General features: G+C 66.6%; 29 protein-coding genes. 17 read left to right on the forward strand and 12 right to left on the reverse strand.

Translation table 11 applies throughout. The annotated features are described in order from the left end of the window. Position 1 precedes the first annotated feature (1 nt). Positions 2 to 2,332 (reverse strand): MMPL family transporter, encoded by a 2,331-nt coding sequence (locus ACWEFV_RS09375; protein ID WP_450069943.1) that lies wholly within the window; start codon positions 2,330 to 2,332, stop codon positions 2 to 4. Positions 2,333 to 2,489: 157 nt separating this feature from the next. Between ACWEFV_RS09375 and ACWEFV_RS09380 the strand changes: the two genes are divergently transcribed. Beyond that, positions 2,490 to 3,026, forward strand: a complete 537-nt coding sequence (locus ACWEFV_RS09380; protein ID WP_135457443.1) for a DoxX family protein — start codon at positions 2,490 to 2,492, stop codon at positions 3,024 to 3,026. A 175-nt stretch (positions 3,027 to 3,201) separates the two neighbouring features. Further along, positions 3,202 to 3,333: a hypothetical protein gene (locus tag ACWEFV_RS09385; RefSeq protein WP_088305117.1), complete on the forward strand. Its 132-nt coding sequence runs from the start codon at positions 3,202 to 3,204 to the stop codon at positions 3,331 to 3,333. Between the two features lie 79 nt (positions 3,334 to 3,412). Here ACWEFV_RS09385 and ACWEFV_RS09390 read toward each other — a convergent pair whose 3' ends face one another. The 3 genes from ACWEFV_RS09390 to ACWEFV_RS09400 form a co-directional block, all read right to left on the reverse strand. Continuing rightward, positions 3,413 to 4,426, reverse strand: a complete 1,014-nt coding sequence (locus tag ACWEFV_RS09390) for an NAD(P)H-dependent flavin oxidoreductase (protein ID WP_135457445.1) — start codon at positions 4,424 to 4,426, stop codon at positions 3,413 to 3,415. Positions 4,427 to 4,469: 43 nt separating this feature from the next. Next, on the reverse strand, positions 4,470 to 5,225 hold the full coding sequence (locus ACWEFV_RS09395; protein WP_450069944.1) for a 3-hydroxyacyl-CoA dehydrogenase: 756 nt from the start codon (positions 5,223 to 5,225) through the stop codon (positions 4,470 to 4,472). Positions 5,226 to 5,289: 64 nt separating this feature from the next. Further along, complete coding sequence (locus ACWEFV_RS09400) at positions 5,290 to 6,375, reverse strand: CaiB/BaiF CoA transferase family protein (protein WP_450069945.1); 1,086 nt, start codon at positions 6,373 to 6,375, stop codon at positions 5,290 to 5,292. 134 nt (positions 6,376 to 6,509) lie between these two features. Between ACWEFV_RS09400 and ACWEFV_RS09405 the strand changes: the two genes are divergently transcribed. After that, entirely contained in the window at positions 6,510 to 7,313 is an 804-nt protein-coding gene (locus ACWEFV_RS09405; RefSeq protein ID WP_450069946.1) for an enoyl-CoA hydratase, read from the forward strand. A gap of 77 nt (positions 7,314 to 7,390) precedes the next feature. After that, the gene (gene tet(V), locus ACWEFV_RS09410; RefSeq protein ID WP_450070161.1) at positions 7,391 to 8,671 is read left to right on the forward strand and encodes a tetracycline efflux MFS transporter Tet(V); all 1,281 of its coding nucleotides are present in this window, start codon (positions 7,391 to 7,393) and stop codon (positions 8,669 to 8,671) included. Here tet(V) and ACWEFV_RS09415 read toward each other — a convergent pair. Continuing rightward, positions 8,668 to 9,255 (reverse strand): TetR/AcrR family transcriptional regulator C-terminal ligand-binding domain-containing protein, encoded by a 588-nt coding sequence (locus tag ACWEFV_RS09415; RefSeq protein WP_450069947.1) that lies wholly within the window; start codon positions 9,253 to 9,255, stop codon positions 8,668 to 8,670. The two genes, tet(V) and ACWEFV_RS09415, sit on opposite strands and share 4 nt — an antisense overlap. Positions 9,256 to 9,332: 77 nt before the next feature. On the opposite strand from ACWEFV_RS09415, the gene ACWEFV_RS09420 reads away from it, so the two are divergent. After that, entirely contained in the window at positions 9,333 to 10,370 is a 1,038-nt protein-coding gene (locus ACWEFV_RS09420; RefSeq protein ID WP_450069948.1) for an aldo/keto reductase, read from the forward strand. Here the strand turns inward: ACWEFV_RS09420 and ACWEFV_RS09425 are convergent. After that, the gene (locus ACWEFV_RS09425) at positions 10,342 to 10,863 is read right to left on the reverse strand and encodes a gamma carbonic anhydrase family protein (protein ID WP_450069949.1); all 522 of its coding nucleotides are present in this window, start codon (positions 10,861 to 10,863) and stop codon (positions 10,342 to 10,344) included. The two genes, ACWEFV_RS09420 and ACWEFV_RS09425, sit on opposite strands and share 29 nt — an antisense overlap. A gap of 31 nt (positions 10,864 to 10,894) precedes the next feature. Continuing rightward, positions 10,895 to 11,851, reverse strand: a complete 957-nt coding sequence (locus tag ACWEFV_RS09430; protein ID WP_450069950.1) for a GlxA family transcriptional regulator — start codon at positions 11,849 to 11,851, stop codon at positions 10,895 to 10,897. A 39-nt stretch (positions 11,852 to 11,890) separates the two neighbouring features. Between ACWEFV_RS09430 and ACWEFV_RS09435 the strand changes: the two genes are divergently transcribed. Both ACWEFV_RS09435 and ACWEFV_RS09440 read left to right on the forward strand, forming a co-directional pair. Beyond that, positions 11,891 to 13,237: an MFS transporter gene (locus ACWEFV_RS09435; protein ID WP_450069951.1), complete on the forward strand. Its 1,347-nt coding sequence runs from the start codon at positions 11,891 to 11,893 to the stop codon at positions 13,235 to 13,237. A gap of 156 nt (positions 13,238 to 13,393) precedes the next feature. Further along, a complete protein-coding gene (locus ACWEFV_RS09440) occupies positions 13,394 to 14,104 on the forward strand; it encodes a fasciclin domain-containing protein (RefSeq protein ID WP_135457462.1) in 711 nt (236 codons plus the stop codon). A gap of 92 nt (positions 14,105 to 14,196) precedes the next feature. On the opposite strand, the gene ACWEFV_RS09445 is transcribed toward ACWEFV_RS09440, so the two are convergent. The 5 genes from ACWEFV_RS09445 to ACWEFV_RS09465 all read right to left on the reverse strand — a co-directional run bounded on the left by ACWEFV_RS09445 (position 14,197) and on the right by ACWEFV_RS09465 (position 18,708). After that, positions 14,197 to 15,069: a type IV toxin-antitoxin system AbiEi family antitoxin domain-containing protein gene (locus ACWEFV_RS09445; RefSeq protein ID WP_450069952.1), complete on the reverse strand. Its 873-nt coding sequence runs from the start codon at positions 15,067 to 15,069 to the stop codon at positions 14,197 to 14,199. Positions 15,070 to 15,214: 145 nt separating this feature from the next. Next, positions 15,215 to 16,357 (reverse strand): acyl-CoA dehydrogenase family protein, encoded by a 1,143-nt coding sequence (locus ACWEFV_RS09450; RefSeq protein ID WP_135457466.1) that lies wholly within the window; start codon positions 16,355 to 16,357, stop codon positions 15,215 to 15,217. Positions 16,358 to 16,360: 3 nt separating this feature from the next. After that, positions 16,361 to 17,155 carry a crotonase/enoyl-CoA hydratase family protein gene (locus ACWEFV_RS09455; protein ID WP_450069953.1) on the reverse strand — a complete coding sequence of 265 codons (795 nt, stop codon included), beginning with the start codon at positions 17,153 to 17,155 and terminating at the stop codon, positions 16,361 to 16,363. Next, positions 17,152 to 18,300 (reverse strand): thiolase family protein, encoded by a 1,149-nt coding sequence (locus ACWEFV_RS09460; protein WP_135457470.1) that lies wholly within the window; start codon positions 18,298 to 18,300, stop codon positions 17,152 to 17,154. Before ACWEFV_RS09460 ends, ACWEFV_RS09455 begins: the two co-directional genes overlap by 4 nt. Before the next feature lie 87 nt (positions 18,301 to 18,387). Beyond that, positions 18,388 to 18,708, reverse strand: a complete 321-nt coding sequence (locus ACWEFV_RS09465; RefSeq protein ID WP_450069954.1) for a helix-turn-helix domain-containing protein — start codon at positions 18,706 to 18,708, stop codon at positions 18,388 to 18,390. Positions 18,709 to 18,821: 113 nt separating this feature from the next. Between ACWEFV_RS09465 and ACWEFV_RS09470 the strand changes: the two genes are divergently transcribed. From ACWEFV_RS09470 to ACWEFV_RS09515, 10 genes are all read left to right on the forward strand, one after another. Further along, positions 18,822 to 19,046 (forward strand): helix-turn-helix domain-containing protein, encoded by a 225-nt coding sequence (locus ACWEFV_RS09470; protein ID WP_450069955.1) that lies wholly within the window; start codon positions 18,822 to 18,824, stop codon positions 19,044 to 19,046. 116 nt (positions 19,047 to 19,162) lie between these two features. Further along, positions 19,163 to 19,288, forward strand: a complete 126-nt coding sequence (locus tag ACWEFV_RS09475; RefSeq protein ID WP_450069956.1) for a hypothetical protein — start codon at positions 19,163 to 19,165, stop codon at positions 19,286 to 19,288. Continuing rightward, the gene (locus ACWEFV_RS09480) at positions 19,285 to 19,536 is read left to right on the forward strand and encodes a hypothetical protein (protein WP_450069957.1); all 252 of its coding nucleotides are present in this window, start codon (positions 19,285 to 19,287) and stop codon (positions 19,534 to 19,536) included. The genes ACWEFV_RS09475 and ACWEFV_RS09480 overlap by 4 nt, the downstream gene beginning before the upstream one ends. Next, a complete protein-coding gene (locus tag ACWEFV_RS09485) occupies positions 19,533 to 20,075 on the forward strand; it encodes a hypothetical protein (RefSeq protein WP_450069958.1) in 543 nt (180 codons plus the stop codon). The genes ACWEFV_RS09480 and ACWEFV_RS09485 overlap by 4 nt, the downstream gene beginning before the upstream one ends. A gap of 57 nt (positions 20,076 to 20,132) precedes the next feature. Continuing rightward, positions 20,133 to 20,558 carry a CDGP domain-containing protein gene (locus ACWEFV_RS09490; protein ID WP_450069959.1) on the forward strand — a complete coding sequence of 142 codons (426 nt, stop codon included), beginning with the start codon at positions 20,133 to 20,135 and terminating at the stop codon, positions 20,556 to 20,558. Continuing rightward, positions 20,555 to 20,779: a hypothetical protein gene (locus ACWEFV_RS09495; protein ID WP_450069960.1), complete on the forward strand. Its 225-nt coding sequence runs from the start codon at positions 20,555 to 20,557 to the stop codon at positions 20,777 to 20,779. The genes ACWEFV_RS09490 and ACWEFV_RS09495 overlap by 4 nt, the downstream gene beginning before the upstream one ends. Then, entirely contained in the window at positions 20,776 to 21,015 is a 240-nt protein-coding gene (locus tag ACWEFV_RS09500) for a hypothetical protein (protein WP_450069961.1), read from the forward strand. The genes ACWEFV_RS09495 and ACWEFV_RS09500 overlap by 4 nt, the downstream gene beginning before the upstream one ends. Beyond that, positions 21,012 to 21,164 (forward strand): hypothetical protein, encoded by a 153-nt coding sequence (locus ACWEFV_RS09505; RefSeq protein WP_450069962.1) that lies wholly within the window; start codon positions 21,012 to 21,014, stop codon positions 21,162 to 21,164. Before ACWEFV_RS09500 ends, ACWEFV_RS09505 begins: the two co-directional genes overlap by 4 nt. Then, on the forward strand, positions 21,161 to 21,568 hold the full coding sequence (locus ACWEFV_RS09510; protein WP_450069963.1) for a hypothetical protein: 408 nt from the start codon (positions 21,161 to 21,163) through the stop codon (positions 21,566 to 21,568). The genes ACWEFV_RS09505 and ACWEFV_RS09510 overlap by 4 nt, the downstream gene beginning before the upstream one ends. A gap of 205 nt (positions 21,569 to 21,773) precedes the next feature. Then, entirely contained in the window at positions 21,774 to 21,998 is a 225-nt protein-coding gene (locus tag ACWEFV_RS09515) for a hypothetical protein (RefSeq protein WP_450069964.1), read from the forward strand. Position 21,999 lies beyond the last annotated feature (1 nt).

The following is a 21,999-nucleotide window of genomic DNA, read 5'->3' on the forward strand; positions in this document are numbered from 1 at the left end:
GCTAGCCGGCGTCCGTCATACCTGCGCCGGCCCGGTCCCGCTTGTCCTCGCCCGGTGGAACCTCACCGGGCGCGTTAGGGTCCAGCTCGGCGGGACCCGACTCACTGATCCCGAATCGCTTGTGCAGCCGGGCCAACGGCGCAGGCGCCCACCAGTTCCACTGCCCCACCAGGTGCATGAACGCCGGCACCAACAACATTCGTACCAACGTGGCGTCGACCAGCACCGCAATGGTCAGGCCGAGGCCGAACATCCGCATGAAGGCCACCTGCGCGGCGATCAGCGCGGCGAACGAGATCGACATCAACAGCGCGGCGGCGGTCACCACCCGGCCGGTGCGGGCCAGGCCGAGCGCGACGCTCTCGTCGTTCCGCTCGCGCGGGGACATCTCGGTGCCGTCGGGGCGGGTATGACCTGGCGCCAGCCAGAACTCGCGGATCCGCGAGACCAGGAACACCTCGTAGTCCATGGACAGCCCGAACGCGATGCAGAACAACAACACCGGCAGGTTGGCGACCAGAGTGCCCGTCGATGTGGTGCCCAGCGCGCCCAGGTGGCCGTCCTGGAAGATCCACACCAGCGCACCGAACGCCGCCGACAGCGACAACACGTTGAGCACCAACGCCTTCAGCGGAAGTACCACGCTGCCGGTGAGCAGGAACAGCAGCACGAAGGTGATCGCGGCGATGATGCCGAGCACCATCGGCAAGCGCGAGGTGATCGCCTGCGAACTGTCACGGTTGACCTGTGCGATACCGGTGAACTTCACCTCGGCCGGCGCGGGCACCGCGTGCAGGGCGTCGAGCTGGGCCTCGGAGGCGTCACTGAACAGCGGTACGTCGCTTCCGACGGTCAGATACGCACTGCCGTCGGCTATTCCGGTGCCCGAGGTCGGTGGCCCGACCCGGCGGCCGTCGACGAACGTGCCCCCCGGCGCGGACACCGAGACCCCGTCGGCGGCCCGCGACAGATCGCCTGCGTAGCGGTCGATCGCGGCGGGCGGCAGGCCGGTGACGTCGGGAAGCACCACAGTGACGGCGGTCGAGGAATCGACGGCGAAATCATGGCGCAGCTCGTCGCCGACCTGGCGGGCCGACGCCGAGGACGGCAGCACGCGGTCGTCGGGGAAACCCCACTTGATCCCGAGGAAGGGCGCGCCCAGCATGAGCAGCAGCGCGATGACCGCGAGTCCGATCGGGACCGAGCGGCGCATGACGCGCTTGGTCGTGCGGTACCAGAAAGTCTGCTCGACGGGCTTGGGCTCGGGCTCGGGCCGGCCCAGGATCTGGCGGATGAAGCGGCGCACGTCGTAGGCGTCCAGACGATCACCGAGCAGCGCAATGGCAGCCGGGGCCACCACGATGGCCGCGAATGCCGCCAGCGCCACGACCGCGATGCCCGCGTAGGCGAACGACTTGAGGAAGTACATCGGGAACAGCACCATCGCCACCATCGACAGCGCCACCGTCATCGCCGAGAACAGCACGGTGCGTCCGGCCGTGACCATGGTGCGCACCAGTGCACGGTCCGGGTCGACGCCGTCGGCCAGTTCCTCGCGGTAGCGGCTGACGATCAACAGGGTGTAGTCGATGGCCAGTGCCAGCCCCATCGCCACGGTGAGGTTGAGCGCGAAGATCGAGACGTCGGTGACCATCGTGAACCCGCGCAGCACTGCCAGGGATCCGAGGATCGCGAAACCGCCGACCGCGAGCGGCAATGCGGCGGCGAGCAATCCGCCGAACACCCACACCAGCACGAGGAAGCTCAGCGGGATGGCGATGGATTCCATCATCAAGAGGTCTTTTTCGCTCTGCCCGTTGATCTGGACGTAGATCATCGCCTCGCCGCCGGCCCGTACGGTCACGCCTTTGCGGTCGTGAACCAGTTGAGCGGTGAGTTCCTTGGCGTGTTTCTGCGCGCCACTCTCCCCGCCGGTGATTCCGGCCAGGATGAGCCCGGTCTTGCCGTCCTTACTGATCAACGTGGCTGCCGCGGGTGGCGGCAAGGTCCAGGCCGAGCTGACCTCGGTCACGTACGGCGATGCCTTGAGCCGGCCGGCGATCTCGGTTCCCGCGGCCAGGGCGGCCGTACCGTTCGCCCCGGCGTTCTCATCGGTCACGCTGATGAGCAACTGCATGTCGCCCCGGGCGAATTTGTCCGAGAGCAGCTGGGTGGCCTGTGCTGATTCCGACGTCGGATCCTGAAACCCGCCGGCCGACAAGCTGTTGGCCACCGGAATGCCGAAGATCCCCGCGGCCACCATGGCCAGTACGGCCACCGCGAGGACACGTCGTGGTGCGGCGATGGCCAGATGGGCGATTCGATGCAGCACAGTGCGTCCTTCCCCGATGGATATCGCCGTTAAGTTAACAGTGATAAGTTTCCGGCGTCAACGTGGTTCTCGCTCTACACACGGACGGCGGCACCGAAGGGTTCACCCGGCGGGCGCGCTGCGATGAGTTCGGGCGATTCAATGCGTCTAATAAGGCATGACCAACACCACCGACGCCGAAACTGCGACCACACGCATGACCGATACCGGGTTGCTCATCCTGCGCATCGCCATCGGCGCAACGATGCTGCAAGCCGGCCTGATCAAGGCTTTCGACTTCGGCACCGCCGTGGGTTTCATGGAATCCAGCGGTTGGCGGCTACCCGCGTTCGGGGCGTTCATGGTGACCGCGGCCGAAACCCTCGGCGGCATCGGTCTGCTCCTCGGCGTCCTCACCCCACTGGCTGCGTGCGCGGTGATCGGCGCGATGGTCGACGCCTGGGCCGTGAACGTGTCAACCGACGCCTTCTGGTCCCAGCCGTTCAACGTTCCGTTCCTGGCCGCATTCGCCGCCGCGGCGCTGCTGTTCACCGGCGCCGGCGCGTTCTCGGTCGACGACCGCGTCTTCGGCCGCTCCCGGATGTCGGCCGGGGCCGCGGTGGGCCTCCTGGTGATCGGCGTCGCAGCCGCCGCGGTGACTTGGATCGCGCTGAACGGCACCAACCCCATTCACGTCACAAAGCCGGCCGCCTGAGACGCCAGCGTGGGCCTTGTGCACGGAATTTCCGCCGAATCTGTGCACGAGGCCCACGTTCGTGGCCACGGGTGATCTGGGCTACTCGCCAGAAACCTACCCAAAAGTAGGATTGCCACCATTTTCCGAACCGTGACTCAACGATTCCTTAATAGTGACCCATACGCTCAGTGTCATGTGGATCGACGACACCAGTGCAGATGTCATCAAGGTCGACTTCGAGGCTCTCTACCACGGCGATTTCCTCGTCGAGGGTGACACCTCGGAGCAGTTTGACGACTACCAGGAACTGCCCACCGCAGTATGAGAAAACGCGCGCCTCGCGGCGCGCGTTTCCCCATCTTGAGTTTGCCGTAGGTTGCCCCTTCACGGGCCACAGTCCTCGCTCAGGCGAGGACTGCTTCTTTCTCAGGCTCGGCTTCGTCCGCGCCGATCATGTTCAGCAGACGCCCGCTGATCAGCAGTTCGGCCTCTGACACCATCCGCGAGACGAGTTCGCCGCAGGTGGGGATGTCGTTGATCAGGCCCATCGAGGTTCCGACCGACCAGATGCCTGCGTCGAGATCACCGATCTCATAGACCTTCACGCCGCGTTTGCCGGCCACCAGATCCTTGACGTCCTCGAACTGGCCGCCGTCCTTGAGGATCTGCACCACCTCACGTGAGACCGTGTTACTCGCGACTCGGGCGGTGTTACCGAGGCTGCGGAAGATCAGCTCGGTGTCGAGCTCGGTGCCCGCCACGATCGCTTCCTTGACCTTGTGATGGATCGCCGATTCCACGGTGCACATGAACCGCGAGCCCATGTTGATGCCGTCGGCGCCCAGCGCCAGCGCGGCCACCAGACCACGCGCATCGGCGAAACCGCCCGACGCGATCATCGGGATGTCGATCTTGGCCGATGCGGCCGGGATGAGCACCAGGCCCGGGATGTCGTCCTCGCCGGGGTGACCGGCGCACTCGAACCCGTCGATGCTGATGCCGTCCACACCCAGGCTCTGCGCCTTGACGGCGTGGCGCACCGAGGTGCACTTGTGCAGCACCTTGATGCCGTTGTCGTGGAACATCGGCAGGTGTGGCGCCGGGTTGGAGCCCGCGGTCTCCACGATCTTGATCCCGGAGTCGACGATCACCTGGCGGTACTCGTCATATGGCGGCGGGTTGATCGTCGGCAGGATCGTCAGGTTCACACCGAACGGCTTGTCGGTGAGGTCACGACACCGCTCGATCTCGCGGGCCAGATCCGCCGGGGTCGGCTGGGTCAGCGCGGTGATGAAACCCAATGCACCCGCATTCGCCACGGCCGCAACGAGTTCGGCGCGGCCGACCCACTGCATGCCACCCTGCACGATGGGATGCTCGATCCCGAACGTCTCGGTGAACTTCGTCTTCAATGCCATAAACGGACCTACTTCCTGTGCTTTCTACTCTTCGCGCAAGCGCTCATCGGGGTGCCATGCGGATCGCGCCGTCGAGGCGGATCACCTCGCCGTTGAGCATCGGGTTCTCGATGATGTGCACGGCCAGGGCGCCGTACTCATCGGGATCGCCCAGCCGGGCCGGGTGCGGCACCTGCTGGCCCAGCGACTTCTGCGCCTCCTCGGGCAGCGAACCCAGCAGCGGGGTCTTGAACAGACCCGGCGCGATGGTGCACACCCGGATCAGCTCACGCGAAAGATCCCGCGCGATCGGCAGGGTCATGCCGACCACACCGCCCTTGGACGCCGAGTAGGCGGCCTGCCCGATCTGACCGTCGAACGCCGCCACCGAGGCGGTGTTGATGATGACCCCGCGCTCTTCGTTCTTCAGCGGTTCGGTCCTGGCGATGCGCTCAGCGCTCAGCCGGATCACGTTGAACGTGCCGATCAGGTTGACCTCGACCACCTTGCGGAACCCGTCCAGCGGGAACGCACCGTTCTTGGACAGGGTCTTGATCGCATTGCCGATGCCGGCGCAGTTGACGTTGATGCGCACCGGGCCAAGCGATTCCGCGACGTCGAGCGCCTCGGACACACCCGCCTCATCGGTGACATCGGCGCCGACGAACCTTGCCCGATCCCCCAGTTCGGCCACCACCTCTTCACCCTTGAGGTCGATCACCACCACCTGAGCACCCGCGTCCAGCAGGCGCTTGGTGGTGGCCAGCCCCAGGCCGGAAGCGCCGCCGGTGACGACGGCTACCGCGTCTTTGATCTCCACTTACCGCATTCCTTTCCGGCCGGCATGCCGCCGACCCATTGATGTGGTTGAACCGAAACGTGAACTAAACCCAGTCCCGCAGAACGGCTTCGGTGTCGGCGCCGCGCGGGCCCGGCGGGGTCGGCACCGCCGGGACGCTGCGGGAGAACCGCGGTGCCGGCATCGGTTGCAGGTTGCCGCCTTCGTCGAAGAACGTGTTGCGCTCGGCGATGTGCGGTTCGGTGAGGACCTCGGCGAAGGACAGCACCGGGGCCGCGCACGCGTCGGTCCCCGCGAACACCTCGGCCCAGTGATCACGGTCGTGCGCGGCGAAGGCCTTGGTGAACGCCTCGCGCAGCTCGGGCCAGCGGGCCATGTCGTTCTGGTCCGGAAGATCAGCATCGTCCAGTCCCAGACCCTTGAGCAGCTCGGCATAGAACTGCGGCTCGATAGCCCCGATCGACATGTAGCGGCCGTCGGAGGTCTCGTAGGTGTCGTAGTACGGAGCGCCGGTGTCGAGCATGTTGGTGCCGCGCTCGTCTGACCAGAGACCCTGGCTACGGAAGCTCCACATCATCTGCATCAGCACCGACGAGCCATCGATCATCGCCGCGTCGATCACCTGCCCCTTGCCCGAGGTCTGCCGCTCGAACAGCGCCGAGAGGATGCCGACGAGCAGGAACATCGAGCCGCCACCGAAATCACCGGCGAGGTTCAGCGGCGGCACCGGCCGCTCGCCCTTGCGCCCGACTGCGTGCAGCAGGCCGTTGAGGGAGATGTAGTTGATGTCGTGGCCGGCCTGCAGGGCCCGCGGGCCTTCCTGGCCCCAGCCCGTCATGCGGGCGTAGATCAGCCGTTCGTTGACCTTGGCGCAATCGTCAGGCCCCAGACCCAACCGCTCGGTGACGCCGGGACGGAAACCCTCGACCAGCACGTCGGCCTTCTCGATGAGCTTGAGCACCAGCGCGCGGCCCTCGTCGCTCTTCATGTCCGCGGCCACCGATCGGCGGTTTCGCAACATGGTGTCAGCGCTGGGCGTGCCTGCGCCCTTGCCCGGCCGTTCGATGCGCACGACGTCGGCACCCAGATCGCCGAGAATCATCGCCGCGTGCGGGCCCGGGCCGATACCGGCCAACTCCACAACGCGCAAACCTTGCAGTGGTCCTGCCATGCTCTTCCGCCCTTCGCGTGTTAGGCCTTGGTTGACCGGTGACATAGCTTACTTGTATAACCTTCTCGACTGGCATGGCCATAGCCGGCCCCGCCCGGACCGGGCCACTGGCCCTTCAGACCTAAGGTGCATAGATGACCGCGACCCGCGAGTACCCCGACGTCAAAGACGTGACCGTGTCCCTCGAGGGCGGCGTGCTGTCGGTGACGCTGAACCGGCCCGACAGCCTCAATTCGCTGACCCAGGACATGCTCGTGGCGATCGCCGATGCCATGGAACTCGCCGCCACCGACGCGGGAGTGCGCGTGGTTCGCCTCGGCGGCGCGGGCCGCGGGTTCAGCTCGGGCGCCGGCATCAGCGAGGAAGACCAGAACGCCAAGAGCCACGACGCCGAAGGCGTGCTCGACGCCGCCAACCGCGCCGTCGCATCCATCGTGGCGCTGCCCAAGCCGGTCGTGGCCGTGGTGCAGGGACCCGCCGCAGGCGTCGGGGTGTCACTGGCACTGGCGTCCGACGTCGTGCTGGCCTCGGAGGCGGCCTTCTTCCTGCTGGCCTTCACCAAGATCGGGTTGATGCCCGACGGCGGTGCATCGGCGCTCGTCGCCGCGAACATCGGCCGGATCCGGGCCATGCGACTGGCGCTGCTGGCCGACCGCCTCACCGCCGCCGACGCCTACGACTGGGGTCTGATCAGCGCCGTGTACCCGGCCGACGAGTTCGACGCCGCGGTGGACAAGGTCATCGCCAAGCTGCGTTCAGGTCCGGCGGTGGCCCTGCGCGAGACCAAGCAGGCCGTCAACGCGGCCACTCTCACCGAGCTCGAGGGTGCCTTCGCCCGCGAGCGCCAGGGCCAGCTGCAGCTGCTGGTGTCCGACGATTTCCGCGAGGGCACCAAGGCCTTCCAGCAGAACCGACGCCCGGAGTTCACCCAGCAATAAGCGTCCACCGGGGCGCACGCCGGCGAAAATCGTTGGACTCAACCCACTCCGAGTGGGCACCATCGAATGTTGTGAGCATGCCGCACGACATCCAGACGCCGGTTGATCAGACCGGCGGCTGGCGTGTGCTCGCACCCTTCCGCATCCGCGAATACCGGTTGCTGATCGCCGCGGTCACGTTGTCGATCTTCGCCGAGGGCATGTGGTCGGTGGTAATGGCGTTGCAGGTCATCGCGATCGATAACAATCCGACCTCGCTGTCGCTGGTGGCCACCTGCATGGGTGTCGGCCTGGTGGCCTTCGTTCTCATCGGCGGGATCACCGCCGACCGGATCAACCAGCGCACGATCATCATCGCGGTGGAGACGGTCAATCTGGTGACGGTCACGACCGTCGCGGCGCTGGGCCTGCTCGATCTGCTCAAGATCTGGCATCTGGCCGTCGCCGCAGGCCTTCTCGGTATTGCCGCGGCATTCTTCTTCCCGGCCTACAGCGCGCTGTTGCCCCGCATCCTGCCGCCCGAACAACTGTTGGCGGCCAACGGCGTCGAGGGCGTGGTGCGCCCTGTCTTCCAGCGCTCGGTCGGCCCGGCGGTGGCAGGCATGGTGATCGCCGCGACCTTCCCGTCGCTGGGCGCGGTCGTGGTGGCGGCGTTGTTCGGTGCGGGCCTGACGCTGCTGGTCGCCACCCGCCCCACCGTGGATTCGGTTGCGGCACAGGACGATGGCGAGCGCCCGCACGTATTACGCGATCTGCGTGAAGGTTTCGCGTTCATGGTGCGCACACCGTGGCTGCTGGCGACACTGTTGTTCGCGAGCATGTTCGTGCTCGTCATCCTCGGGCCGATCGAGGTGCTGCTGCCGTTCATCGCCCAGGACCGGTTCGCCGACGGAGCCCGGGCCTACGGATTCATCCTGGCGTTCTTCGGATTCGGCAGCGCGCTGGGAGCGTTGACGGTGTCCTCACGCCGGATGCCGAGGCGCTACCTGACCACGATGATGCTGATGTGGGGGGTGGGTTCGGTCCCCCTGGTGATCGTCGGCGTCACCTCGTCGTTCCCGTTGATGGCAGCGGCCACGTTCTGCATCGGCGTCACCGACGGGGCCGCGATGGTCATCTGGGGAACGCTGCTACAGCGCCGAGTGCCGACGGAGATGTTGGGCCGGGTGTCGAGCCTGGACTTCTTCGTGTCGCTGGCGTTCATGCCGCTCTCGTTCGCGATCGTCGGCCCGTTGTCGAAAGTGGTCTCGATGGAGTCCATCTTCCTGGTGGCCGGGCTGCTGCCCGCAGTGCTGGCCGCGGTGGCCGTGACAGCGGCACGGATGCCGCGCGACGAGCTGGCGCACCCGCTGCGCTAGGTGAACACCCCCGCCACGGCAGCGGCGATCGCGGCGTCGACCGCACGATGCGCGTCGACGACCGTGAGAGTCCTCGTACTGGTGAGGAATTGGTAATAGAGCGGGGCGGAGACCTGCCGGATGACCGCGGCGGCATCGGTCCCGGCAGGCACCTCGCCCCGCTCCACCGCGTCGGTCACACACCCGGCCCACTCGGCGATCCGCCGGTCGTAGAACACCTGCAGCGCCGCCGCAGTGCGTTGGTCGCACGTCGCCGCGGCGATGGCGGCCTTGAACAACCTGCCTTGGCGGACATCGTTGAGGGTGCGACGTACCAGTGTCGCGTTGGCCCGGAGATCGCCGCGCAGTGAACCGGTGTCGGTCCGTGGCACCGACTGTTCGGCCATGTCGGCCAAGAGGTCTGCCACCAACGCCGGCACCGAACCCCAACGCCGGTACACCGTCGACTTGCCGACGCCGGCCCGTTCGGCGACCGCCGTCAGCTCCAGACCCTCCAGCCCGGCCTCGATGAGTAGGTCGGCCGTCGCGCGCAGCACCGCAGCGCGGACGGCCGCGGTGCGCCCGCCCGGGCGTTCGGCTGCCATTCGGCTCATCTTATTAGGAATATTATCCCGTTAGTTGCGTTTCCTTATCGAGAAGACAATCTCGTTAAGGAGTGGGAATGGAATATCGCAGGGTTGGCGACTCTGAGCTCGTGGTCTCCGAACTGAGCTTCGGCGCAGCGACTTTCGGCGGAACAGGAGAGTTCTTCGGCGCCTGGGGCGACACCGGAGTCGACCAGGCGCGGGCGATGGTCGACCTGAGCCTGGAGGCCGGCATCAATTTGTTCGACACCGCGGACGTGTACTCGGACGGCGCCTCGGAAGAGGTACTCGGCGCAGCGCTACGCGGGCGCCGCGACAGCGTACTGATCTCCACGAAGGCCGCGCTGCCGACCGCCCCCGACGACTGGGGAACGTCGCGGGCACGGCTGCTGCGGGCCGTCGATTCCGCGCTGACACGTCTGCAGACCGACCGCATCGATCTGTTCCAGTTGCACGCGTACGACGCATTCACCCCGATCGATGAGGTACAGCAGGCCCTCGACACACTGGTCGATCAGGGCAAGGTGCGCTACACCGGAGTGTCGAACTTCTCCGGCTGGCAGCTGATGAAGTCCCTGAGCCTCGCCGAAAAGCACCATCGCCCAAGGTATATCGCACACCAGGTGTACTACTCACTGATCGGGCGCGATTACGAATGGGAGCTCATGCCGTTGGCGATGGCCGAAGGGGTCGGCGCATTGGTGTGGAGCCCCTTGGGCTGGGGCCGGCTGACCGGGAAGGTCCGGCGCGGCCGGCCCCTGCCGGAACGCAGCCGACTGCACGCGACCGCCGACGCGGGGCCACCGGTCGACGACGAACTTCTCTACGGTGTCGTCGACGAACTCGACGCGATCGCCGAAGAGACCGGCAGAACCGTGCCACAGGTAGCGCTCAACTGGCTGCTGCGCAGACCCACGGTGTCGTCGGTCATCATCGGGGCCCGTGACGAGCGGCAGTTACGCGACAACCTCGGAGCGGTCGGGTGGGCACTGGATGCCGGCCAGATTGCGCGACTGGACGCCGCAAGCACCCGCGACGCGCCGTATCCCTACTTCCCGTACTTCCGCCAGGACGGGTTCGCGCAGCTCAATCCGCCTCTCGGTGCAACCCGGTGAGGTGCGTGTAGGCCGTGGCGTTGAGCTGGTTGTGGCCGACCTCGTCGTCGTTGAGTTCTCGGCGCACCTTGGCGGGCACACCGGCGACCAGCGAGCGCGGCGGCACCACCATGCCCTGGGGCACCACCGCACCGGCGGCGACCAGTGAGCCGGCGCCGATCACCGCGCCGTTGAGCACCACCGCACCCATCCCGACCAGGCTGTCCTGCTCGACGGTGCAGCCGTGCAGCACCACGTTGTGACCCACCGTCACCCCCGTGGCGATCCGGCACGGGAAACCCGGGTCGACGTGGACGGTCACCCCGTCCTGGATGTTGCTGCCCTCACCGACCTCGATGGGCTCGACCTCGGCGCGCAGCGTGGCGCCGTACCAGACGCTGGCACCGGCGGCCAGCGAAACCTGGCCGATCACACTGGCATTGGGCGCAACCCAGGCGTCCGGGTCGATCTGCGGGGTATGACCGGCGACGGAGACGATCAGCGGCTCTGGCATGCCGGTCATGGTAGACAGCCGACCGGCCGGGTCACGCGCCCTGGTACACCTTGCGGTAGCTCGACGGGGACATCCCGAGCCCGCGCCGCAGATGATGACGCAGGTTGCCCGCGGTGCCCAGACCCGAACGCCTGGCCACCTCGTCGACCGACAGGCCCCCTGATTCCAGCAGCTCGCGGGCCAGATCCAGCCTGCGGCTGCGGATCCAGGTACCCGGAGCCTGCCCGGTCTCCTCACGGAATCGACGGTTGAACGTGCGGGCACTCATGTGGGCATGGGCGGCCAGCCGCGTCACGGTGAGTTCCTCGTCGAGATGCCGCAGCGCCCAGTCTCGTGTGGCCGCGGTCGAGGCGTGATCGGTGACCGTGAATCCGTGGTCGATGAACTGCGCCTGCCCGCCCTCGCGCCACGGTGGCACCACGCAGTAGCGGGCCACCGCGTTCGCCACCTGGGCACCGTGGTCGGAGCGAATGATGTGCAGGCACAAGTCGATTCCGGCAGCCAGGCCGGCCGAGGTCAGCACGTCGCCGTCGTCGACGAACAGGATGTCCTCGTCGAGGTGAACCTCGGGGTGCAACCGGCGCATGTCCGCGGCGAAGCGCCAATGCGTGGTGGCCGGCCGGCCGTCCAGCAGGCCCGCCGCGGCCAGTACGAAAGCCCCGGTGCAGATCGACACCAGCCGGGCGCCGGGGCGGATCCGTGACAGCGCGGCCGCGACGTCGGCGCCCAGCACACCGTCGGCCCGCGCCGGGGCGTACCTGGTACCCGGGATCACCACCGTGTCGGCCGACTCCAGCGCCTCGGCTCCCGCGGCGGGAACCATCGCGAATCCGCTCGTCGACGGCACCGGGTCGGTGGTGAGCCCGCACGTCACGACGTCGTAGAGGGCATTCCCGTCGCCGTCGGAGGCGTTGGAGAACAACAGCGGCGCGATGGTGGCGTCGAAGCCGACCACCGGAGCCAGCAGCAGAACCGCAACACGGTGCACGACGCCAGTGTGGCACGTTTTTGATGATTGCTGTCGTTTATGCCACTGGTCCATCCGGCCGCCCTCGACCACAGTGGTCAGGTGACCTCGCCACCGAACCCGACGCGCATCCGCATCCACTGGGCCTGGGTGGTCGCCGCGGTGAGTTTCGTGGCGATCCTGGGCGCGGCCGGGTTCCGGTCCATTCCGGGCGTGATGATGAATCCGCTGCACCACGAGTTCGGCTGGTCACACGGCACGGTCGGGCTGGCGATGTCGGTCAACATGATGTTGTACGGACTCACCGCGCCGTTCGCCGCGGCGCTCATGGACCGCTTCGGGGTCCGGCCGGTGCTGACCGTGTCGCTGCTGCTGATCTCGACCGGATCGGCATGCAGCATCGCGATGACGGCCAGTTGGCAGCTGGTGCTGCTGTGGGGCGTGCTGGTCGGTATCGGCACCGGGTCGATCTCGATGGGATTCGTGGCGACCATCGCCACCCGTTGGTTCGAACAGCGCCGCGGACTGGTCACCGGTGTGCTCACCGCCGCCAGCGCCACCGGTCAACTGCTGTTCCTGCCGGTCGTCGCGGCCGTCACCACGCAACACGGCTGGCGCTGGGCATCGTTGATCGTCGCGGCGGCCTCGCTGGCCGTCGTGCCCCTCGTCGCGCTGTTCATGCGCAACCGCCCCGCCGATCTCGGCCTTGCGCCGTACGGGGCAACAGAACTCACCCCGCCCGCCCCGGCCCCGGCCCCGGCCGGAAGCTTCAAGGCGGCCTTCGACGGCCTGCGCATCGGCGCACGGACCCGCATGTTCTGGCTGCTGGCGGGGAGCTTCGCGATCTGCGGGATGACCACCAACGGTCTGATCGGGACGCATTTCATCCCGGCCGCCAACGACCACGGCATGCCCACGACAGTCGCCGCGGGGCTGCTCGCCACCATCGGCATCCTCGACGTCGCGGGCACGGTGTTCTCCGGCTGGCTCACCGACCGCGTGGACCCCCGGCTGCTGCTGCTCGTCTACTACGCGGGCCGCGGCCTGTCGCTGATGCTGTTGCCGTCACTGCTCTCCCCGCACGCCGAACCGAGCACCTGGGTGTTCGTCATCTTCTACGGCCTGGACTGGGTGGCGACCGTGCCGCCGACCATCGTGCTGTGCCGCGACTACTTCGGGGATCGTTCGCCAGTGGTGTTCGGCTGGGTGTTCGCCTCCCACCAGGTCGGTGCGGCCATCGCCGCCGCTGGCGCCGGGTGGCTGCGGGATCTCAACGGCAATTACGACCTGGCCTTCCAGCTGGCCGCCGGGCTGTGTTTCGTCGCCGCACTGTTATGCCTCAGTATCCGAAAAACCCAGGTCACAAGCTCCGAGCCGGATCGAGTGGACACTTCGGCTTTGCCGTAACCGCTTCGTTACGCATACCATCCGATGCGGCGCCGCGGGGAACGCTGAGGTTGTTGTGTACGCGGTTGCTCGCCATCGTCGCGCCGAGAGCCGTGTAACGCGTCACCGGCAGCCGACGACTACAGGCTAGGCATGAGCGGGAGGAAAGACCCACCGATGAAGACTCGCACCAAGACTCTGGGCGTTGCTGCGGCAGTCGCCGCGATCACGGCGTCGCTGCCGTTGGCAGTTACCGCCTACGCCGACCCGGCGCCGACGACGACCACGGCCCCAGTCGTGGAGATCCCCGACCCGCAGGGCTCCGGCTGCGACAACTTCAAGAAGGCCATGCCGGACTGGAAGAGCCTCGCGGATCTGCCGGCAGGCAAGGTTCTGGCCAGCATCCCGGACATCAGCACCTTCAACGCCGCGCTGTCGGGCGGGCTGAACCCGAGCGTCAACATCGTGCCGGTGCTCGACAACGGCCCGTACGTGATCTTCGCGCCGACCAATGACGCCTTCGCCGCCCTGGAGCCGGGCAAGCTCGACGCGCTCAAGGCCGATCCGGCCGCGCTCACGAGCCTGGACTACTACCACGCGTTCCTCGGTCTGCTCGGCCCCGATGACGTCAAGGGCCAGCGGCCCACCCAGCAGGGCGCCGAGGTCAAGGTGACCGGCAAGGGCGGCGACATCAAGGTCAACGACACCGCCAAGCTGGTCTGCGGTCCGATCCAGGCGCAGAACGCCCGGATCTACCTGATCGATACCGTGCTCGATCCCAACGCCCCGCCGGAGGCCCTGGTGCCGACGGTCACCGGCACCGCCGCCACGACCACCACCAAGGCACCGGAGTCGGCGACCCCGGCTGCCGACGCGCCGATCGGCTGATCTTTTTCTCTGCGCGCGGACTCTCCGCGAGCAGACACAAAACTGCCCCTTTTCGCGTGAAAAGGGGCAGTTTTGTGTCTGCTCGCCGGACATCAGGCGGCACGTTCAAGGTGACTCCCGATTCGGGCGCACAGTTCAGCGGGATACCGTCGGACATCATCAACCACGGCCGGCACGCTGATCCAGCCGATCTCCTGCAAGCGGGCAGATTTCATCCGGTCATGCTTGACCGCAACAGGATTCGCGTGCCAATCCATGCTGTCGTATTCGGCCGCCACCCGGCACTCAGGCCAGGCGAAATCCACGCGCCACAGTTGTCCGTGTCGGTCCACGATCTCGTACTGCAGTTCTGGCGTGGGTAAGCCCCAATCGATGAAGACCAACCTCATCTCAGATTCCATCGGCGATTCGGCCCTGCCGTCAGCGTGAGGCAACAGTTCACGCACCTTCACCACGCCGCGGCGGCCCCGCTGTCCCTTGAGCGCTTCCTCGAGTTCGACTGCAGCGCAGGTGCCGCTGCGCAGCGCGGCGTCAAGCGTGGCCAACGCGCGTGGACGCCGCAACGTTCGCGCCAACTCGATGGCAGTCCAAGCCGGCGCGGTTAGCAACCGACCATCGACTTTCTTGAGCGGAGCGCCAATTCGTTGATGCACCATGATGTCTGGCGATGACCTCATGCGTACCCCCGGGTCGAGAACGTGGGTCCGAACCGTGTTCTCGGTGTCAAAGCCGTAGAACTGAGCGGCCGTTCCCAGACAGCCCACAATCGGGGTCTCCGACATCAGGTCAAGTCCACAGAGCCGACGAAATGTATCTGGCGGGCCCAATGAATAGACGCCGTGCCACAACCGGACGATCTCACCGTCGCGAACCCGCCGTGCGAGTGTCCGGTACGTCATGGCGGCCAACAGTTGGTTCGTGGTCGCGACGCCGTGGTTGAGAGCGAACACTTCGTCGAGCGTCATGCCGGTGATTGTTTGCGGACAATTCCGCAGCCGCCACCAACTGGCAGCCAGCCCTGTGGATAACCCCGCGAGCAGACGCAAAACTGCCCCTTTTCGCGTGAAAAGGGGCAGTTTTGTGTCTGCTCGCGGGAAGGCGGTCGTGAAGTTAGACGCCCAGCTCGCGGCCGATGATCTCCTTCATGATCTCGGTGGTGCCACCGAAGATCGTCTGGATCCGTCCGTCCACGTAGGCGCGGGCAACCCGGTACTCCATCATGTAGCCGTAACCGCCGTGCAGCTGCACACACTGGTCGACGACCTTCTTGGCGACCTCGGTGGCCCACCACTTGGCCTTGGCCGCCTCGACCGCGGTCAGCTCACCGTCGACCACACCCTGCAGGCAGCGGTCGAGGTAGTTCTCGGTGACCTCCAGCTCGGTCTCCATCTCGGCGAGCAGGAACCGGTTGTGCTGGAAGCTGCCGATCGGCTGGCCGAAGGCCTTGCGGTCCTTGGCGTACTGCAGCGTCTCCTGGAAGACCGCACGGGCACCGTAGATCGCCGAGATGGCGATACCGAGCCGCTCCGAGGGCAGGTTGGTCATCAGGTGGTAGAAACCGCGACCTTCCTTGCCCAGCAGGTTGGCGTTCGGTACCCGCACGTTCTCGAAGTGCAGCTCTGAGGTGTCCTGACTGTGCAGGCCCATCTTGTCGAGCTTGCGGCCGCGGGTGAAGCCCTCCATGCCCCGCTCCACCACGAACAGTGTGAAGCCCTTGTGACCGGCCTCGGGGTCGGTGCGGGCGACCACGACACACAGGTCGCAGTTGATGCCCGACGAGATGAACGTCTTGGAGCCGTTGATGATCCAGTCATCCCCGTCGCGCACCGCCGAGGTCCGGATGCCCGCCAGGTCGCTGCCGGCGCCCGGCTCGGTCATCGCGATCGCGATGATCAGCTCGCCGGTGGTGATGCCGGGCATCCAGCGCTGCTTCTGCTCGTCGTTGGCCAGCTCCTTGAAGTACGGGCCGACGACGTCGTTGTGCAGGCTCAGCGCCGGGCCGTGCACGCCGGCCTTGGCGATCTCCTCATCGATGATGGCGTTGAACCGGAAGTCATCCGAGCCGCCGCCGCCGAACTCCTCCGGCATGTTGAAGCCGATGAGGCCGTACTTGCCGGCAGCGGTGTAGGCCGACCGGTCGACGATGCGCTCGGTCTCCCACTTCTCAGCATTCGGCACGAGCTCGCGCTCGATGTACTCCTTGACCGTCTCGCGGAAGGCCTCGTGTTCTGCAGTAAAGATCTGTCGCTTCATGGCTTACTTTGCCTTCCAAACCGGTTCGCGCTTCTGGGCGAAGGCCAGCGGCCCTTCCTTGGCGTCCTCGGTCCGCAGCAGGGTGCTGAACTCGCGGTTGGTGCGCTTCCAGCCGTCCTTGTCGCCGGTGATGACGCCCTCGTCGACCCCGTAGGCGACGCGCTTGCTGGCCTGCACGGCCAACGGCGCGTTGCCCGTGATCCGTTCGGCCAGCTTGAGCGCGGCGTCGACGACGGTGCCGTCGGGCACGACCTGGTTGATCAGGCCCCAACGCAGTGCGTCGGCGGACGACATCGGCTCACCGGTGAACAGCAACTCGTTGGCCACCTTGCGGGGCAGCTGCTCGGCGATGCGGAAGACGCCGCCGGCACCGGCGATCAGACCCCGCTTCACCTCGGGCAGACCGAATTTGGCGTTTTCCTCGGCGACGATCAGATCACTGGCCAGGGCGAGTTCGGTGCCGCCGCCCAGGGCGGTGCCGTTGACCGCGGCGATCGTCGGCTTATCGATGAAATGGCTGACATAGCCGGCGAATCCGTATTCCGGATGCTCGGGGTGAAAGAGGTTCTCGCCCCGCGAGATCGCCTTCAGGTCGGCGCCTGCGCAGAACGACTTGTCGCCCGATCCGGTGATCACGACAGCGCGGATCTCCGGATCGTTCTGGGCCTGCTCAAGCGCATCGCCGACGGCGACGCTGACCGAGCCGTTGATCGCGTTGCGCGCCTCGGGCCGGTTGATGGTGATGAGCAGGACGTTGCCGCGCTTCTCTACGAGGGCGCCAGGCTGGGTGTCGGTCACAGGAGCTCCAGGATGGTTGCGTTGGCCTGGCCGCCACCTTCACACATGGTCTGCAGGCCGTACTGAATGTTGTTGTCCCGCATGTGGTACAGCAGGGTGGTCAGGATACGGGCACCGGAGCCGCCGAGCGGGTGACCCAGAGCGATGGCACCGCCGTTGGGGTTGAGCCGGCTCTCGTCGGCGCCGATGTCCTTGAGCCAGGCCATCGGAACCGGGGCGAACGCCTCGTTGACCTCGAACGCGCCGATCTGGTCGACCGTCAGGCCGGACTTGGCCAGCGCCTTCTGGGTGGCCGGGATCGGTGCGGTCAGCATGATGACCGGGTCGGCACCGGCGAGCACCGCGGTGTGCACCTTGGCAAGCGGCTTGAGCCCCAGGTCTTTTGCCTTCTCCGCCGACATGACCAGCAGTGCTGCCGAGCCGTCGGAGATCTGGCTGGAGTTACCGGCGTGGATCACACCGTCCTCCTTGAAGGCCGGCTTGATGGCGGCCATGGACTCGACCGTGCCACCGCGACGGATGCCGCCGTCTTCCAGAACGACGTTGCCATCCTGGTCCTTGATCCCGACGATCTGGTCCTTGAACGCACCGGCATCCTGTGCGGCAGCGGCCTTCTCGTGCGACCGCAGGGAGAACTCGTCGAGCTGGGTGCGCGACAGGCCCCACTGCTCGGCGATCATCTCGGCACCGACACCCTGGTTGGGGGTCTTGTTGTCGTAGCGCTCCCGGAACGCCTCCGGGTAGGGGTGTCCGCCGCTGGCCAGCGAGGATCCCATCGGGGTGCGCGACATCGACTCGACACCACCGGCGACGACGACGTCGTAGTGCCCGGCGATCACACCGGCGACCGCGAAGTGCAGGGACTGCTGACTGGAACCGCACTGACGGTCGACCGTGACACCGGGAACGGTCTCGGGCCACCCGGCGGTCAGCAGTGCGGTGCGGGCGATGTCGAGCGCCTGCTCACCGGCCTGCATGACGCAGCCCCAGATGACGTCGTCGACGAGGGCGGGGTCGATCCCGGCGCGCTGCACGAGGCCGTTGAGCACCTGCGCCGACAGCTCCGCCGGATGCACACCAGAGAGGGCGCCGTTGCGCTTCCCGACAGGTGACCGGACAGCCTCGACGATGACGGCTTCAGCCATGACTTCTCCTTTGAAGAGTGGGTGGCGCGACCCCAGTGGAGCTCAACGGGGCGCTCGAGGTGAAAATAGACCAGTAGGTTTACTAGGTCAACCTACTGGTTGGCCGGTCGCTGCCCCTCCACGCCCTTGCAAGATGGGCAGCGGCCCCTCCGGGGGGTTCGGAGCATATCCACCCATAAGCACCGCCGGATGAATGTTGAATCCCTCTGCCATCTGCTCGATTTCGGCGACTTTCCATTCCGTCTCGCCACGCAACCTCGAACTGACGGCGGGCTGGGTAATACCTAGCCATTCGGCCAGGTCTTTCTGTGTCACGCGGTAGCGGCCAAGCAGTGCGCGCACCTCATAGCTCACGGTCTCCACCAGGGTGCGACCGAGCCGCTCGGGGAACTGAATCACGGTGGTCATGGCCTGGACAATACGCGCTAGCCCAATGCCCTACAAGGTGACCTACTAGATACAACACGCCGGATTATGGCCAGTGGTTGAACCAATATCAGATTTTCTGCTAGAACTTGCCCATGGCTGCTACCCCGAGCGCGATCGCCGGTGCGAACGTCAGGGCCGAGATGGCCCGACGTGGCATTTCACAAACCCTGGTAGGAGACAGGCTCAGCCTGTCTCAGCCCGCGATCAGCGCTCGACTACGCGGTCAGACCCCCTTTGATCTCAACGAACTCGTGGCGATCGCGGAGTTTCTCGAGGTCCCGGTTGCCGCCCTCATCGGCGATAAGGCGGCCTCGTGATGGCGCCCCGACTTGATCCCACCGCTCGCACGACGTCCCTTCCGACGTGCCCTCTTCCGTTTCATCACGCGCGCCGGCGTGTTCAGTTCCACCGCTGGGACACCGAGCTGGCCGCGATGGTCACCGTCACCGGTGTGGTGGTGGATCACTGGGACCGCCAGCTGCGCATCCGCACCGACGACGGCTCCGAGGTGGTCACCAGCTGCGGCCACGTGATCGCTGAAGAGGTGACGGTCGCGTGAAGGCCGCGCCCGCGTTCCGGTCCGTGTGTCAGCTGACCGGCCAAACGGCCGATCGGCCCACGAAGTACTTCGAACTACTCAAGGGCCTCTCCGCAGCCGATGAACTTCGGAGCGTGCTGGCCAGCGACGACATCGCACAGCTGCGGCGAGAAAACGAAGCGCTGCGGCGCAGTCGAAATGAGTGGGCTGATCTGGCCCGGCTCTTGGTCGACCGCATCGACGAACTCACCAAGCAGGAGGCGTCGTGATTATCAAGCTCATCCTGGCTGCGCTCACCGGTCGTTGCGATCGTCAATCGCGCCGCAACGCCCTCGGGCGCGACGAGGAGCCCGAATTCATCGATCTTGACGACTACCTCGACACCGTCACCGAAGCGGAATTGAGGCGGCAGCAAGCCGCTTTCGCATCTGGCATGCTTTCGCCCGCGCTGGCGGCGGTTGCGGGCGATGCCCCCGGGGAGGAGAGCGGCGACCCCCTTGCGCCGCCCTCCCCGGGGGAACCCAACCTCGCATTCCCTGACGAGTCCGAGATCCACTTGTGGCCCGACTCGCTGGTTCTCACGCACGCGGCGAACTGTCTGCCCTGGCCGGGGAATGCGCGCCTGGTCGGTGAACTCCGCGACCGTGCCGCCCAGTTCGAGGCTGCCGAATCCGAGCCGGATGAGCCGGTCCGCGAGGACGATCTGGCCGCGCACATCACGGCGACGCTCGACGACATTCCAAGGTTCGACATCTCCAGCGAACTCGCCAGTTCACTGCTGGCCGACTACCGCATCACCAAAAAGTAAGTGGCTCACCCGGTGTGGGCCGGGTGAGCCGTCGACAACAGGAAAACGAGGTTCCCGATGTCTGTTCAGAGAGTACCCATCCACCGGCGCACAGTGCACAAACGGACGGTTCGGCGATTCCTCGCCGCGATGTCCGCTGGTGTCGTCCTGTCCACCGGCGCGCTGTACGCCGCCACGGCGCCAGCCAAGGCCGCCCCCGGCATCGGTTGCGAGACCATCCGGTGGGGTCTGTTCGGCAGCCAACGCCGCACCGTGTGTGACACCCCGCGCCGCCCCGACGGGTCGTGGACCCGCGAGCGCGAGATGTGGGTCCCGGCCGGATGGGTGTCGGGCTACTGCTCCGGTAGCTACTGGGTGAGCTGCTCGCAGGGCTACTACCGCGAGCGCGGCACCGTCGCCTACGAGGCGTACGTGGTCACCGACGCGACGGTCCTGCCGGATGAACCCGGTTGGCTGCCAACAGGATCGGTGACAATCCGATGAAAGTTCTTGTGCACCTGCCCGAAGGCGCCGTGCCCGGCCTGTATGCCGTCTCGGTCGAGATGCCAGCAGTGCCACGTGTAGGCGATTTGCTGGGCCTTTCTCAGATGGACGAGTGGCTCGTTGTCGAGTCGGTGCGCTGGGAGATCTACACGACCGCGCCAATCGCCGTGGCCGCCGAGCCAGATGTGTTCTGCGCCTATCCCACGGAGGCGCCAGCATGATCGCCCACCTGCTCACCTGCCCGGCGTGTGGCCTGTTCGGGATCCGTGGCCGGCGCCGCAACCGCCGAGCCGAGGATGCCGCGCTGGTCCGGTTCCACGCGCAGCTGGCCGCCGAGGTCCGTGCCGAACGCCATGGACCTCGCATCACCCTGTTCGACGGCGAGGGTCGCAAGATCGCCGGGCCGATCACCGAGCGCGACCTGGCCGCGATCGGTGTCGAGTTGGTGCCCGCATGACGCCGCGTCTGCTCACCTATATCGCCGCTGTCGCACTGGGTTTCGCGCTCGCGTCACTCGTCGTCGGCACACCCGCTATGTTCGGCACCTCTCTGGCTGCCTCGATGGCTCTGGGTATCGCCGCTGACATTTCGGCGGTGCGGCGATGAAATGCGTTGACCTGACCGAGGATCAGCGCTGGCTGCTGTTCGTGACCTCGCCCGGTCGGATCGAGATCGTGCTGATCGACCCCGATTACGGAATCCCGCTACTCAAGGGAGGGTGCGGTTCGGGGGCGTGGCCAGCTGGGCGGAAGCTGATTCCCGAATGGCTGCGGTCATACCAGGTAACCCGCTCAGGCATCGAGGGCGGGCAACTCGGCCAACCACCGCACACCAGGGTCACATGGTCGCAACTCTCCCGCTTCGCGCACGAGCTGCCCGTGCATCTGCGGGCCGTACTGATGAACGCCCGCAAGGCTGATCGAAACAACTGTCGCGAGGCGCTGCTCACCGTCCTGGGCCTGGCCGAGGACGCGCCGCGACAGCTCGACCTGTTCGCCGGTGCGTCATGACCGTCACCCAGCTATCGCTGCTGCCGGTGTGTGCGGCCCCCGGTTGCCAACAGTTCACCGACGAACCCGGGACGCCGTGCGCTGACTGTGTGGCGGCGTTCGGGCCGATGCTGCGGCCGGGTCGGCCGATGTCCGAATCAGAAATCGCCAATCGCGACGAAGGCACACGGCTCGCGTACCGAACCGCACGCCTGCGAGGTGTTCTATGACCGTCGCCGGGAACCGCATCCCGCTGCTGGATGACTGCGAGTTCTACACCACCGCCACCACCGACGGCGACGGGTTCATTGGTCGCGTAAAGGAATTCCCCGACCTGCGCACCCGGCCGCACCAACGCGGCCTCGACGCGCTCGACGACATCATGACCCGCACCGCCGCCAAGCTCGCCCAACTCAACGCCGCCGCCGCCCGCCAGAACCCGAAAAGATAGA

Source organism: Mycobacterium sp. NPDC004974 (assembly GCF_053600815.1).